Raw genomic sequence first — 14,566 nt, 5'->3', positions numbered from 1 at the left:
GTTTTAGTGGATATGAAGTGTCATGAAAGGACACGATGACTGCTTCCCCTCGATCCGTCGAAGCATTGAAAATTGCGGCTCAAGCTGCTGAGGACAAACAAGGGACAAACCTCTTTGCTGTAGATACTGCCGAGAGAATGGGCCTTATTGATGGGTTCCTTGTTGTTTCTGCGCATAATGAGCGCCTTGTGAACGCCATTGTTGATGCAGTGGAAGATGACCTTCGTGAAAAGATGGACATGAAGCCCACTCGGCGTGAAGGCCGTTCTGGTGGGCGTTGGGTTCTTCTAGATTTTGAAGATATCGTGATTCATGTTCAGCATGAAGAAGACCGTGCTTTCTATGCTCTTGATCGTTTGTGGTCTGACGCTCCGCGTATTCCCCTTGGGTTAGAAAGCGAAGCGCCAGCGTTAGAAGAGGTCGATCAAGAAAAAGATCAGCAAATGATTCGTGAGGATGAGCTCTAAAGCTTGAGGTCATCTTTCTTGCAGAGGCTAAACGTAGAGTAAGCATACAGTTTGAGGTACTTTAGCTTCTGTAAGAGGGTCTTTGGAGACAAAGAATCATAGCAAAAATCTTCTCAAGATATTTGCCTCCTATCTTTTTTGTCGTGTATGATAGGTGAGTACTTCGGTACAAGAAAAATATATATGGGGATATGGCGCAGCTGGTAGCGCACTTGCATGGCATGCAAGGGGTCAGGGGTTCGAGTCCCCTTATCTCCACCACTTAGGTGCTGGTTTGGACATAGTCCGAGCCAGCATTTTTTGTCATCAGGGTAAAAGGTTTGAGCCGTGATGACTGTAGATCTGATAGGTTTGCTGGGAATAGTATGTTGGGGGGATACTTGAAGAGAAAGGTTCACCCGCAAAATTTATTGACGAACTGTCGCAAAATACCTGAAATATACCCCGTATTTTACTCGGAACACGCTATATTTTTGGGTATGGCTAATAAATCAGTTTTCGCTTCAATTGCATTGGTCGCAACGGCTCTACTTAGTGGTTGCGCTGAAGGATCAGTTCCTGGTCTTACCATCGAAAAGACCTCAGGTTTCGAAGAAAATCGTGACTTCGTGGTTATTGAGACAGAAGTGGTCACTGGCAATGCAGAAATCGGCGAAAAGCCACAACCTGGTACAGCGCGTTTCTTTATCGATCAGAAAGAATTCTCTGGTAACGAACATTCTTTTGGCGCAGAGCCAACTTTCTACCGAGTTAACGCAGACGACATTCATGACTTATCAGGTCATGTTATTGCGGTATCTGTTTATGCTAAAACACCTGAAGAGACTGTTCGGTGCGCTATCAAATCGATGGGAATTTTTGAGCCTGTAGAATCTGCTGAAGCAGAAGGTAAAGGTGCTGCCCACTGTGTTTTGACAATGCACTAAAAGAAAAACTTTTTAATGGTGTGAAGGTTCGTTATAAGACGAATCTTCACACCATTGTTTCGTTAATGTGAAAAACTAGAGGTATGGATTCATTAGGCACTCAAGACCTACGTCAGATGGCGAGTGAAGCAGCTGATGGTGCTGCTCATCTGGGATATCGTGTGGCGGGTTATATCCACCAATGGAGAGAAAAACGAGCGCGCAGAGCAGATAAAGAACCTGTTTTTGTTCCTAGCGTTGGCTATGGCACAACACGCTGGGTTCGTGTCCTAGGGCGAGCACTCTATAAAACTGATCTCTTCGAAAAGTTTTTTGATGCAGGGCATGATGATGCGCCCGAACAAAAAATCCGTGGTTGGCGTTCTTTCACCGCAATAGCGATTGCTCATGCTGAAGTGTCGGTTCAGATTGGTTCACAGACATTCTTATTGCGAACAGACCGTGGCGGTGTACTAGACGCACAACTAGAAATCTCTCTAGAACCTGGTTTACATCAGGTGATTATGTCAGTTCTTGGGGGAGAGAGCGCAGAAACAACTGTGTATGTTGTTCCACCAGACCAAAAAATTGGTGTTATTTGCGATGTCGACGACACTGTCATGGTGACAGCTCTTCCTCGTCCGCTCCTAGCTGCGTGGAACTCTTTTGTTTTGAATGAGCACGCTCGTATTCCAACTCCCGGTATGTCTGTTCTTTTAGATCGTATCCACCGTGAACATCCTCATGCCCCGTTTATGTACCTATCAACGGGGGCGTGGAATATTACGCCTACATTGCAACGTTTCCTGTCCCGTAACGCTTACCCTAAAGGAACATTTCTGCTAACTGATTGGGGCCCGACCCCTGAATATTGGTTCCGTTCCGGTACAGAACATAAGGTGGATTCGCTTAAGCGTCTTGCTGCAGAATTCCCTGAGATGAAGTGGATTCTTATTGGGGATGATGGGCAAAGAGATCCTGAGATTTATAGCGGGTTTGCGGTGCGTTACCCTCAGAATGTTGCCGCTATCTTGATTCGTAATTTGACGATTGGTGAGTCTGTCTTAGCTTCTGGGCGGGTATGGGGGGATAGCCGCGCTCAAGAAATTACTAAAGGTAAGAGTTGGTCTGAAGCTAATGACGGAGCGAGCCTTATTCGTGAATTGCAAAATAGAGGGCTTCTCAAAGACTAGAGGTGTAATTCGAGCTACCTAGTATTTTGGGGCGTTGAGTCGTGTTTGAAGGTTCTACAAGAGGGGTTAAGAAGCTCCTGTAAAAGGCTGCTTGACCCCTCAACGGGGGATGTGATATTTCATCCTAGGCGACACACCAAGAGCAAAAAAGCGTTAAAAATTTCTCTCAGAAGTGCCGGTAACAGCAAAGTTCAGGTTTGGGTTGAATCTCCTCCGTTGAGAACACGGGGCGCATTGGTGACACCTTTTTGCCGGTGTGTTAGAGACCTCCAAAAGAAGGGTGTCTAGACAGGTGTTTAAATGGAATTGTGGATAACTGCCATAAGCCCTATAAATAAGCGAAAAATGCTGTGGATTAAGAGAAATGGCGAGTAGACCACACTATCTAGGGCATCTAGAAGTCCTCGCACACTAGATGTAGTATTAATCCGTTCGTTGCTCACAGACTTGATAAACACTAGTCTTCAAAGAGCTCACCACAACGAACCCATAATCTATAGCCCTACGACGAGAACCTATCGCCACCTGCTGGTGATACCAAGGAGATAACAATGTCAGTAACGGTGTACACTAAACCGGCTTGTATGCAGTGCAATATGACATATCGTGCACTAGAGAAAAACGGTATCGAGTACAACATCGTAGACATCACCGAAAACGAGCAAGCGCTCGAAGACATCAAAAAACTCGGTTATCTCCAAGCCCCCGTCGTTATTGCTGGAGACCAACACTGGTCAGGCTTCCGCCCAGATCTCATCAGCTCCTTGAGCGCATAAACCTTTGAACCTCGCATCACCTCTGGCTCATCACCGCACCCTAAACCGCATAGATAAGGTTGGAGCTTCTCATGGAACAACAAACACGCGAAGCAGACTCCACCGTGACCACCACATCTGGTAGCCCTCTGGTTGTTTACTTCTCATCGGTTTCTGAAAATACTCATAAATTTATTCTCAAAACAGGGGTTCGAGCTATACGCTTACCCCTAAAAACTAGCGAAGAGACACCACGAGTACACGAGCCATACGTACTCTGCGTTCCGAGCTACGGCAGACCCGGCGGATCAGGCTCTGTTCCACCGCAAGCCACAAAGTTTCTTAACGTTCCAGAAAACCGTGCCCTAATGCGCGGAGTCATAGGAGCGGGAAACACCAACTTTGGCTCACTCTACTGCGTCGCCGCAGATATTGTGTCAGCAAAATGTCAGGTTCCTGTCCTCTACAAATTCGAGCTGATGGGAACACCCGAAGACGTCACTAACGTTCAAGAAGGATTGGAAAAATTTTGGATTCAAAACTCCCTGTGCCCGGCATGAGCCACGAACCTGGACACGAAGATCCCACCGTGCCAGAAAAGTTCCGCGGACTTGGATATCACGAACTCAACGCTCTTCTCAACCTTTATGATGAAGACGGACAAATTCAGTTTGACGCTGATCGTCAAGCCGCACGCCAATACTTTCTCCAGCACGTCAATAACAACACCGTTTTCTTCCACGACTTGGAAGAAAAAATGGACTACCTCGTCAAACACCAATACTATGAAGAACGCATCTTTGAGATGTATGACTTCGAGTTCATTAAATCTCTTTCTAAATTGGCGTACTCCAAAAAGTTTCGGTTTCCTACCTTTTTGGGTGCATTCAAGTTTTATACCTCATACGCTCTCAAAACCTTTGACGGTCAGCGCTACCTAGAACGCTTCGAAGACCGCGTTGTCATGGTCTCATTGCTCCTTGCTGAAGGTAACGAAGAACTAGCCGTCAAAATTGTTGAAGAAATCATCTCCGGACGATTCCAACCAGCAACCCCAACCTTCTTAAACGCAGGTAAAAAACAACGTGGCGAGCTCGTCTCTTGCTTCCTCCTTCGTGTTGAAGACAATATGGAATCCATCGGACGTTCCATCAACTCCGCTTTGCAACTATCTAAACGTGGTGGCGGTGTTGCTTTCGCCTTGACAAACCTTCGTGAAGCTGGTGCACCTATCAAAAAGATTGAGAACCAGTCCTCTGGTGTCATCCCCGTGATGAAACTTCTTGAGGATTCTTTCTCCTACGCAAACCAGCTAGGTGCTCGTCAAGGTGCTGGTGCAGTATACCTGCACGCTCACCACCCCGACATCTACTCGTTCCTTGACACCAAGCGTGAAAACGCGGACGAAAAAATTCGTATTAAGACGCTCTCTCTCGGTGTTGTTATCCCCGATATCACTTTTGAGCTGGCAAAGAAGAACGAGGACATGTACCTCTTCTCTCCGTACGATGTTGAACGAGTATACGGCAAACCACTCTCTGATATTTCTGTCACCGAAAAGTACTACGAGATGGTCGATGACGCCCGCATTAAGAAAACCAAGATTAATGCCCGTGAATTCTTCCAAACTCTCGCAGAAGTACAGTTCGAATCCGGATACCCCTATGTCATGTATGAAGACACCGTTAACCGTGCAAATCCCATTGACGGTAAAGTCATCATGTCAAACCTCTGCTCAGAGATTCTTCAGGTATCAGAACCGTCCTATTACAATGCTGACCTAGGATACGAGACCATTGGTAAAGACATCTCTTGTAACCTTGGCTCTCTCAACATTGCGTTGACGATGGACGGCAAAGACATCGGCTCAACCGTTAACGCGGCAATTCGTTCTCTTACCGCAGTATCTGACCTTTCAGATATTCGTTCCGTGCCCTCCATCGAACGCGGTAACTCGATGAGCCATGCCGTGGGACTTGGCCAGATGAACTTGCACGGTTATCTTGGTCGTGAACGCATCAAATATGGTTCAGAAGAAGCTCTAGACTTCACCAATATCTACTTCTATACGGTCACATACCACGCGATTCGAGCCTCAATGGAAATTGCGCGTGAACGCCAAGAAACCTTCGTTGGCTTTGAGAAATCAAAATATGCTAGCGGAGAGTTCTTCCAGAAGTACATCCAACAAGAATGGGAACCTGCAACTGAACGCGTGCGTGAACTTTTTGCAGGACACAGCATCCCCACCCAAGAGGACTGGAAAGCTCTTGCAGCTGATGTTGCACAATACGGTATGTACAACCAGAATCTTCAGGCTGTTCCGCCTACAGGTTCTATCTCATATATCAACGGTTCAACATCTTCCATCCACCCAATCGCCTCAAAAATCGAGATTCGTAAAGAAGGTAAGCTCGGGCGCGTCTATTACCCAGCTCCTTACCTTTCAAACGAGAACATCGAATACTACGAGGACGCATACGAGATTGGGTACGAAAAGATTATTGACACCTATGCTGTGGCAACACAACACGTCGATCAAGGCCTTTCACTAACGCTGTTCTTCCGTGATACAGCTACCACTCGTGACGTGAACAAGGCACAAATCTACGCATGGCGTAAAGGCATCAAGACGATCTACTACTCACGTATCCGGCAGATGGCTCTTGAAGGAACAGAAGTTGAAGGTTGCGTTTCCTGCATGCTCTAATGTCGCTGTGCGCGCATAAACTATGATGGTGTGGGGTAGTAGCACTCGAACTGCCCCACACCAGAGCAACAACACATACATCACATGAGATTGTGAAGAACAGTTCATCGATAAGGAGAACACAATGATGATGAGTGAAAAGGTGAAACTGATTCACCACGTTGAAGCTATTAACTGGAACCGTATTGAAGACGAAAAAGATCTTGAAGTGTGGGATCGCCTAACCGCTAATTTCTGGTTGCCTGAGAAAGTTCCACTTTCTAACGACGTTCAGTCGTGGAAGACGCTCACTCCTGAAGAACAACAACTCACCATGCGAGTCTTCACGGGCTTGACTTTGCTCGATACCATTCAAGGTACTGTTGGTGCAGTTTCTTTGCTACCTGATGCTGTGACTTCCCACGAAGAAGCGGTGTACACCAACATTGCGTTCATGGAATCAGTCCACGCGAAATCATATTCTTCAATCTTCTCGACGCTTGCCTCAACTAAACAGATTGACGAGGTGTTCCGCTGGTCTGCAGAGAACGAACACTTGCAGAAAAAAGCAAATATTGTGATGGACTACTATCAAGGTGAAGACCCCTTGAAGAAGAAAGTTGCTTCTACATTGCTAGAATCTTTCTTGTTCTACTCTGGTTTCTACCTTCCGATGTACTGGTCTTCCCACGCGAAGCTCACGAACACTGCTGATTTGATTCGTCTGATTATCCGTGATGAAGCCGTCCACGGATACTATATTGGCTACAAGTTCCAGCGCGGTCTAGAAAAAGAAACTCCTGAGCGTCAGCAAGAACTCAAGGACTACACCTTTGACTTGCTCTATGAACTGTACGAGAACGAAGTTCAATACACTCATTCTCTCTACGATTCTGTGGGCTTGAGCGAAGATGTTAAGAAATTCTTGCACTATAACGCTAATAAAGCGTTGATGAACCTTGGGTACGAAGCAATGTTCCCTGCATCGGTAACAAATGTTTCCCCTGCTATCCTTTCGGCGCTGTCTCCTAACGCTGATGAAAACCATGACTTCTTTTCTGGGTCTGGCTCTTCATATGTTATTGGTAAAGCTGTTAACACTGAGGACGATGACTGGGATTTCTAAACCAGTTTGAAGAGGTTAAAACTCATGGTGGTGTGCTTTCTATCTGAACGGGAGGAAAGCACACCACTTTTCTTAATCTGCAGAAGACATCGGATATCTTGTGTCTTGCCCGAAGACACCATGCGTTTTATCAGCGATGATAGAGATAAATATATTGTTGATATGAGGTTAAGAGGTCTGTGCTGTGCGTATTATTCTTGATACTGAACGCCCTGGAGAACATATTCATCCGTTCTCAGAGTCCGTGGAGTTCTTACGACGTGTTGCGCGCGGAGAAGACGAACAGACACTTCGCCTCTATCGTCCTGCACCAAATATGGCGTTTGGGCGACGAGACAAACATAATCCTTCTTTTGAGGATGCAGCTGAAGCCTCTCGCCGTTTAGGGTTTTTACCGCAGGTGCGACCTGTGGGCGGTCATGCTGCTGCTTATCATGCGGGTTCTTTAGTGATTGACCATTTTGCGCCCTCTGCTGATGCTATTAGTGGGAACAATCGTCGTTTTGAGTTTTTTGCACAATTTTTTGTTCAAATACTTTCTTCGTTAGGTTTTTGTGCAGAAGTGGGTGAGTTGCCGGGGGAGTATTGCCCTGGAGAATATTCAGTGTTTATCCATGCTGGAGAAGGAGAGCGTCTCAAAATTGTTGGCACAGCTCAGCGCGTTGTTTCTGGCGCATGGTGGTTTAGCACAGGGATCGTGGTAGAAGATTCTGCTCCGTTGAGAAAAGTTACCGCAGAAGTCTACCGGCATTTAGCGATACCTTTAGAGCCGAATACTGTCGGGGCGTTGAGCGATGTTATTCCTCAAATCAAGGTTGAAGATGTTGAGGACGCTGTCCTTGAAGGGTATGAGAAGTTCTGGACAGAAAGCATTATTGAATCCCGTAGGCTATAAGATTATGGGGTAATCCATAGAATGCGTTTGCCTTATGCGGGTAGGAATGTGTCGTCCTGAGGTGTCCAGCGTTGCCATCCAAGGGTGAGGTAGAGAGCAAGCGCTGCAGCATTTGTTTCGCTGATGTGGGTGCTTGCAGCCTCATGATGTTGCGTGTGCATCACATCAAGTGCATAGGTAATGAGTTCTTCGGCAATTCCTTCACGGCGTCGTGAAGGTGCAGTAATAAGTTCTAGTAGTGTGGGTGTGTTTTCTGGACCGTTATGGTCTACCCGGTTTTTGAGGCTGAGGAGAACAGCAACTGCTCGACCGTTATCGTCGATGAGGATGGGGGAGGCTTCGGGGTAGAACTCTCCGTGTGTTCCGTTGAGTATCGTTTCTACGTAGTGTTGGGCGTTTTCTTGGGTGGGGAAAGTTGATTCATCGTATGCGCTAAAGAGGAGACGCGCAATGGCTTCACGGTCTTCTTGGCTGGTAGGGCGTAGGTTGAGACGCTGAGGTGATTTGCGCAGTGGAGTGATGGTGTTGGTGATGAGGGTGATGTACTTTTCCATGGCAAGTCCTAAATGTTGTGGGCAACGTCATGTATGTAAACAGGCTAACGGATATTTCTCTTAAGCGGAATAGCCCATCGGTGGTGTCTTCGTGATTTTAAAACGTGGTGGGTGATAAGGACTAAGTCCTTATCACCCACCACGTTTTAGCCTGTGTGTTAGCTATATGTTTATGCTGCGTGGTTGCATGTTGCGCACTGGCAGTTTTCGCAGACGCAGTTGACGCAAGCATCTGAGCAGTCGCCACATTCACATACTGCGTGGTTGCATGTGGGGCAGTTGCAGTTGTCGCATTCGCAGGTTGCACAGCTGTCATTGCAGTCGCCACATTCGCAGGTGACGCATTCGTCGTAGTGTCCATCATGTTCACGGTGTACGTGGTCGCCGTGGATGTAGTCTACGTGGTCGTGGTGGATGACTGCGAGGTGGCCACAGTTTGGTCCGTGGGTGTGTGCATGTGCTTCTGATTCGTGGTGTAAAGTTGCGGTACTCATGAGTTATTCTCCTTGGTGTGTTCGTAGACATCGTTAATGATGTGCGTGACGTGATGGTCCGCTACTTCGTACATGATGCTACGTCCTGTCTGTGTGCTGGTAATAACTCCAGCTTCTTTGAGGATTTTGAGGTGGTGGGAGACGAGAGGTTGCGAGACTCCCATACAGGTGAAGAGTTCGCTGACGGTGTGTGACCCTTTGGATAGATGATGTGTCAAAGCTAAACGCAAAGGGTGTGCTAATGCTGCAAAGAGTGCAACGGAGCCACTGTACTCTGTTTCCCACGTCTTCTCGCTATCCATAAAAGAAATTTTATATAAAGATTTCTTTGTGGGTCAAGGGGTTGTTCGATAATGTATAAAAAAATTTTTATGAATGTTAGACACTCCACAAGACACTAGCCTTATCACATGAACTAAGAGCTATAACAACACTAAAAAACGCATGTACACTAAAGACAATGTGCGCTCTTGTACCGCGCACGGTAGATACCGAGCATGCCCCTAGTACGGGCGTGCACAACACACAAACAAGGAGACAGATGTCTGTCGCACATATTTCTGTAGACGTTGCCGGAGAAAAACGCACCATTGAAGACGGCACTACAGCCGCCGAACTCTTCACCGAAGACCGCGATATTGTCGTTGCCCGTATTAACGACAAACTCGTAGACCTCTCAACACCCCTACACGAGGGCGACTCTATCGTCCCCGTCAGCATCCACGAACAAGAAGGTCTAGAAGTCCTCCGTCACTCCGCCGCGCACGTCATGGCTCAAGCAGTCCAAGAGTACCGAAAAGACGCAAAACTCGGCATCGGACCATATATTACCGACGGTTTCTACTTCGACTTTGACGTTGAAGACCCCTTCACCCCTGAAGACCTCAAAAAAATTGAGAAAATGATGATCAAAATCATCAAATCAGGACAAAAATTTGTACGCCGCGTTGTGACCCCAGAACAAGCAGCGCAAGAAATGGCGCAAGAACCCTACAAGCTCGAATTGCTGAGCCTCAGCCAAGGTCCCGGTTCTGGGGCTGACGCAGCAGAAGGCGCCTCCGTAGAAGTCGGCGCCGGCGATATCACCATCTACGACAACGTTCACCCCAAAACTGGGGAAACCGTATGGCGTGACCTCTGCCGTGGCCCACACCTACCCAACACAAAACTTATCGGAAACGGGTACGCCCTCATGCGTGCAGGTGGAGCCTACTGGCGCGGTTCTGAAAAAAACCCTATGCTCCAACGCATTTACGGAACTGCATGGCCTAGCAAAGAAGAGCTTGTAGCCTACAAAGAACGTATCGCAGAAGCTGAACGACGCGACCACCGACGACTCGGAGAAGAACTAGACCTCTTCTCCTTCCCTAAAAACATCGGCCCCGGTCTACCCGTCATCCACCCCAAAGGTGGCATTATCAAACGTGAGATGGAAGACTACGTACGCACACGCCACATCCAAGAAGGCTTCCAATACGTCAGCACTCCTCATATCTCCAAAGAAGACCTGTTCTACACCTCTGGGCACCTGCCATACTACTCAGACGGTATGTTCCCCTCCATGGAACTCGATAACGGAAACTACCGTCTCAAGGCCATGAACTGCCCCATGCACAATGAGATTTTCCGATCACGAGGACGCTCCTACCGAGAGCTACCATTACGACTATTCGAATTTGGAACCGTCTACCGTGACGAAAAATCAGGTGTACTACAAGGACTCACCCGAGTTCGTATGATTACCCAAGACGACTCACACAGCTACGTCACTAAAGAACAAGCACCCGATGAGATTCGTCATCTGCTCAAATTTATGCTCAGCCTGCTAGAAGATTTCGGTATGACAGACTTCTACCTCGAATTGTCTACCCGAGACACAGAAGGCGATAAAAAAGACAAATTTATCGGCACCGACGAACAATGGGAACAAGCAACAGCAGTCCTTGAACAAGTCGCCTCCGAAACCGGTCTAGAACTTGTACCAGATCCAGGTGGAGCAGCATTCTACGGACCTAAAATCTCCGTACAAGCGAAAGACGCCATCGGCCGTACCTGGCAGATGTCTACTGTTCAATATGACTTCAACCAGCCACAACGATTCGGGTTAGAATACCAAGCCTCAGACGGAACACGTCAAGAACCTGTCATGATTCACTCTGCCAAGTTTGGTTCTTTTGAGCGCTTCCTTGGTGTGCTCACAGAACATTATGCAGGTGCCTTCCCCGCATGGCTATCGCCCGTACAAGTTGTAGCAGTTCCCGTAGCAGAAGCTTTCAACGACTATATGGCAGATATTGCTACCAAGCTTCGAGCTGAAGGGGTTCGCGTAGAAGTCGACTACGGAACTGATCGTTTCCCCAAAAAGATTCGTACCGCTTCCAAAGAGAAAACACCGTTTATTCTCATCGCCGGCGGAGAAGACGCAGAAAATGGGGCAGTGTCGTTCCGCTACCGTGATGGCTCCCAAGAAAATGGTGTGCCCGTAGCAGAAGCTATCCAACGCATTGTTGAACACATCAAGAACCGTGTGAACGAAGACCCTCGCGCAACAACTGAAACACCGGCAGAATAGAAGAAAAACCTATACAGCCAAGACATCTCATGTGTTGAAACTGTCGCTCTTGTAAAGAATCCTTCCGACAAGGAAAAACTTTACAATAGCGACAGTTTGCTTTAACACAGCAGACAGGAGGAAAAAACCACCGCTAAAATAGAGAACTATGACACATAAACTATTACAAGCATCATCAGATATCGGGGGATACCCACAACTAGCCTCCACCACCAGCCATGACATACACCAAGCGTTAGAAGAAGCCGTACAGGCTCAAAAGCTTGCGTGGAACAATATCTGTGCAAATAACGAAACACCAACCTTCGAAAACACTATTGAACCGCTAGAAGACAGCTACCGAGAATTCTCTCGAGCAACAGGTATTTACTACACATATCTGTCATCTATGGGAACACCAGAAATACTAGAACTCAGCGAGTACTGGGAGCCTAAACTCGCCGAACACACAACTGCCATGGCGAATAATGAGTCTCTTGCCACTCGCATTGCCAACGTTAAACACAATAATCTCACCCCAGAACAACAACGAGTGCTCAAGCTCTGGAAAGAAACATTCACCGACGCAGGAGCATACCTCAGCAAAGATGCACAACAACAGCTCGCAGCACTCGACGCCGAACTAGCAAAACTGAGTGCAGAATTCTCTAAAGCACTGCTGACCGGAGCGCAACAAGCAGCACTTCTCATTCGTGATGAAGAAGAACTTGCGGGACTTGACGAAAGCACCCGAGAACGTCTTGCCCTCAACGCTACAAAGAACGGACACGAAGGAGCTTTCCTCCTTCCTCAAGACCTTTTTGCTGCACCTGCGCTCCTTGCATCACTAGAGAACCCCGCGACCCGCGAAAAATATTATGCAAACTCCATCAACCGTGGACGAGCACACACTCGCGATGCCGGTAGCGCAGATACACCACAAACCATCCAAACTGGCGCAAAAATGTCATACCTGCGAGCGCAACGAGCAGCACTCTTCGGAGCAAAGAACCACGCAGAACTGACCATTCGCCGAGCTGTAGCACAAAAATCTGATGAAGCATTAGCGATGCTTGAAAAGATGCTGCCACAAGCATTAGCAAACTTCCGTAAAGAACTAGAAACCATGGCAGAAGTTGCGGGAGTGCCTGTTGAAGACATCCATGCTGCTGACGTACCTTACTACCTCAAACGTGTGGCAGAAGAGAAATATCGTGTCGATATACAAGCTCTACGACCCTACTTTGAGCTTAACTCTGTAGTAGAACGAGGCGTCTTCTATGCAGCAGAACTTCTTTACGGAATCAGCTTCACCGAACACCCCGAACTATCGAGTTATTACCCTGATATGCGGGTGTGGGATGTCAAAGATGAGAACGGCACTCTTATCGGTATTTTTGCTCTTGACCCGTATGCTCGCGCCACCAAACAAGGTGGAGCATGGATGAACGACCTCGTACCACGTGATGAACGCATCCAACAAGTGCCAGTAGTGCTCAACACCCTCAACATTGCAGAACCTGCTGAAGGTGCACCGGCACTACTGACCCTTGATAACGTACGGACACTTTTCCACGAATTTGGCCACGCACTACATTCCTTGTTAAGTACCGCTAAGTATCCTTCTGTTGCTGGTACGAACGTTCCCCGTGACTTTGTTGAATATCCCTCACAAGTTAATGAGATGTGGATGTTCCACCCAGCAGTAGTAGGGAACTACGCACGCCATATTGATACAGGAGAAACACTCCCACAAGAACATATTGATGCGCTACGCGCTAGCGAACAGTGGGGAGAAGGATTTGCCACCAGCGAATATCTAGGAGCCGCCCTCCTCGATATGGCATGGCACACCCACAGCATTGAAGACGGGCTCATCGACAGTTGTGAAGATGCTAAAGCCTTTGAAGATGAAGTGCTCAAACGTTATGGCTTCGACCAATACCCAGTATCTCCGCGCTACCTTACCGGAATGTTCAAACACATCTTTGGTGGAGGATACGCCGCCGGATACTATGCTTACATCTACTCCGAGATGATGGACGCAGAAACTGTTGATTGGTTTGAAGAATCCGGGGGAGCAACCCGCCACAACGGTGAAACCTTCAAAAACGCTATTCTCGCAACAGGAAATAGCCAAGACCCGGCAGAGTCCTTCCGACAGTTACGAGGACGAGACCCACGAATTGAACCATTATTACGTCGACGTGGACTACTTGAAGAATAGTTAGAACCTATTCTGCTAGGAGTATCACACTCGTATAATCTGTGTGGATGCTACCGGAAAAGACTTATCCGGTAGCATCCACAAGAATCTTTTAGCAACATTCACATAGAGCGTATGAGCCTACAGGTACACTAAAGACCATGGAGTACACCACCGATAGCTTTGAACTGCCACAAGTCCCAGATGCTTTCCAACGGCTTTGGACACCTCACCGTAAGGCATACGTCAGCGGAGGGCAAAAAGACTACCAAGAACAGACGTGCCCCTTTTGTAGTGCTCCCGAACGCTCCGACGAAGAATCTCTGATTGTTCATCGAGGTAAATACGCATACGCCATCTTAAACCTCTACCCATATAACCCAGGGCACCTGCTGATTCTGCCCTACCGGCATATCCCATATTACGATGACGCAACCGTCGAAGAACTAACCGAAATAGGGATTCTCACCCAACAAGCGATGCGTGTGCTACGTCAAGTCAGCAAAACAGACGGATTCAACATTGGGATGAACCAAGGCAAAATTGGGGGAGCCGGAATAGCCGATCACCTACACCAGCATATCCTCCCACGATGGTCCGGCGACACCAATTTCTTACCGATTATCGCCCACACAAAAACCATGTCACAGACACTAGGACAGATACACACTCTCGTAAAACAAGGGTGGGAAGAATACCTTTCAACGACAGCCAAAACTCTTTAGAGAAGG

The 14,566-nt window shown here is 47.6% G+C and carries 14 protein-coding genes and 1 tRNA gene; 12 read left to right on the top strand and 3 right to left on the bottom strand.

Translation table 11 applies throughout. The features are described from left to right. Positions 1–35 precede the first annotated feature (35 nt). The 9 genes from rsfS (at position 36) to ACN083_RS02875 (ending at position 8,030) form a co-directional block, all read left to right on the top strand. Positions 36–467 carry a ribosome silencing factor gene (gene rsfS, locus ACN083_RS02915; protein ID WP_419101336.1) on the top strand — a complete coding sequence of 144 codons (432 nt, stop codon included), beginning with the start codon at positions 36–38 and terminating at the stop codon, positions 465–467. Between the two features lie 185 nt (positions 468–652). Beyond that, a tRNA-Ala gene (locus tag ACN083_RS02910) sits at positions 653–728 on the top strand. Between the two features lie 218 nt (positions 729–946). Then, positions 947–1,393, top strand: a complete 447-nt coding sequence (locus tag ACN083_RS02905; RefSeq protein WP_419101335.1) for a hypothetical protein — start codon at positions 947–949, stop codon at positions 1,391–1,393. An 83-nt stretch (positions 1,394–1,476) separates the two neighbouring features. Next, positions 1,477–2,565, top strand: coding sequence for an App1 family protein (locus ACN083_RS02900; RefSeq protein WP_419101334.1), 1,089 nt, complete (start codon positions 1,477–1,479; stop codon positions 2,563–2,565). Between the two features lie 551 nt (positions 2,566–3,116). Continuing rightward, entirely contained in the window at positions 3,117–3,341 is a 225-nt protein-coding gene (nrdH, locus tag ACN083_RS02895; RefSeq protein ID WP_419101333.1) for a glutaredoxin-like protein NrdH, read from the top strand. 71 nt (positions 3,342–3,412) lie between these two features. Further along, a complete protein-coding gene (gene nrdI / locus ACN083_RS02890) occupies positions 3,413–3,880 on the top strand; it encodes a class Ib ribonucleoside-diphosphate reductase assembly flavoprotein NrdI (RefSeq protein WP_419101332.1) in 468 nt (155 codons plus the stop codon). Further along, the gene (gene nrdE / locus ACN083_RS02885) at positions 3,877–6,030 is read left to right on the top strand and encodes a class 1b ribonucleoside-diphosphate reductase subunit alpha (protein WP_419101639.1); all 2,154 of its coding nucleotides are present in this window, start codon (positions 3,877–3,879) and stop codon (positions 6,028–6,030) included. The genes nrdI and nrdE overlap by 4 nt, the downstream gene beginning before the upstream one ends. 106 nt (positions 6,031–6,136) lie before the next feature. After that, complete coding sequence (gene nrdF, locus ACN083_RS02880) at positions 6,137–7,135, top strand: class 1b ribonucleoside-diphosphate reductase subunit beta (RefSeq protein WP_419101638.1); 999 nt, start codon at positions 6,137–6,139, stop codon at positions 7,133–7,135. A gap of 184 nt (positions 7,136–7,319) precedes the next feature. Next, a complete protein-coding gene (locus tag ACN083_RS02875; protein WP_419101331.1) occupies positions 7,320–8,030 on the top strand; it encodes a lipoyl protein ligase domain-containing protein in 711 nt (236 codons plus the stop codon). 32 nt (positions 8,031–8,062) lie between these two features. Here the strand turns inward: ACN083_RS02875 and ACN083_RS02870 are convergent, their stop codons facing one another. The 3 genes from ACN083_RS02870 to ACN083_RS02860 all read right to left on the bottom strand — a co-directional run bounded on the left by ACN083_RS02870 (position 8,063) and on the right by ACN083_RS02860 (position 9,380). Then, positions 8,063–8,584, bottom strand: a complete 522-nt coding sequence (locus ACN083_RS02870; protein WP_419101330.1) for a GNAT family N-acetyltransferase — start codon at positions 8,582–8,584, stop codon at positions 8,063–8,065. Between the two features lie 170 nt (positions 8,585–8,754). Continuing rightward, positions 8,755–9,078, bottom strand: coding sequence for a hypothetical protein (locus ACN083_RS02865; protein ID WP_419101329.1), 324 nt, complete (start codon positions 9,076–9,078; stop codon positions 8,755–8,757). Further along, positions 9,075–9,380: an ArsR/SmtB family transcription factor gene (locus ACN083_RS02860; RefSeq protein ID WP_419101328.1), complete on the bottom strand. Its 306-nt coding sequence runs from the start codon at positions 9,378–9,380 to the stop codon at positions 9,075–9,077. The genes ACN083_RS02865 and ACN083_RS02860 overlap by 4 nt, the downstream gene beginning before the upstream one ends. Positions 9,381–9,619: 239 nt before the next feature. Here ACN083_RS02860 and thrS point away from each other — a divergent pair, with 239 nt between their 5' ends. From thrS to ACN083_RS02845, 3 genes are all read left to right on the top strand, one after another. Then, positions 9,620–11,650, top strand: a complete 2,031-nt coding sequence (gene thrS / locus ACN083_RS02855) for a threonine--tRNA ligase (protein WP_419101327.1) — start codon at positions 9,620–9,622, stop codon at positions 11,648–11,650. Between the two features lie 148 nt (positions 11,651–11,798). Continuing rightward, positions 11,799–13,856, top strand: a complete 2,058-nt coding sequence (locus ACN083_RS02850) for a M3 family metallopeptidase (RefSeq protein WP_419101326.1) — start codon at positions 11,799–11,801, stop codon at positions 13,854–13,856. Between the two features lie 140 nt (positions 13,857–13,996). Then, positions 13,997–14,560, top strand: coding sequence for an HIT family protein (locus tag ACN083_RS02845; protein WP_419101325.1), 564 nt, complete (start codon positions 13,997–13,999; stop codon positions 14,558–14,560). The last annotated feature ends 6 nt before the right edge of the window (positions 14,561–14,566 follow it).

Origin of the sequence: Rothia sp. CCM 9418, assembly GCF_048512825.1 — a bacterium.
Lineage (GTDB): Bacteria > Actinomycetota > Actinomycetes > Actinomycetales > Micrococcaceae > Rothia.
The sequence above is the reverse complement of the archived record's forward strand: the minus strand, read 5'-3'. Positions and strand labels throughout refer to the sequence as shown.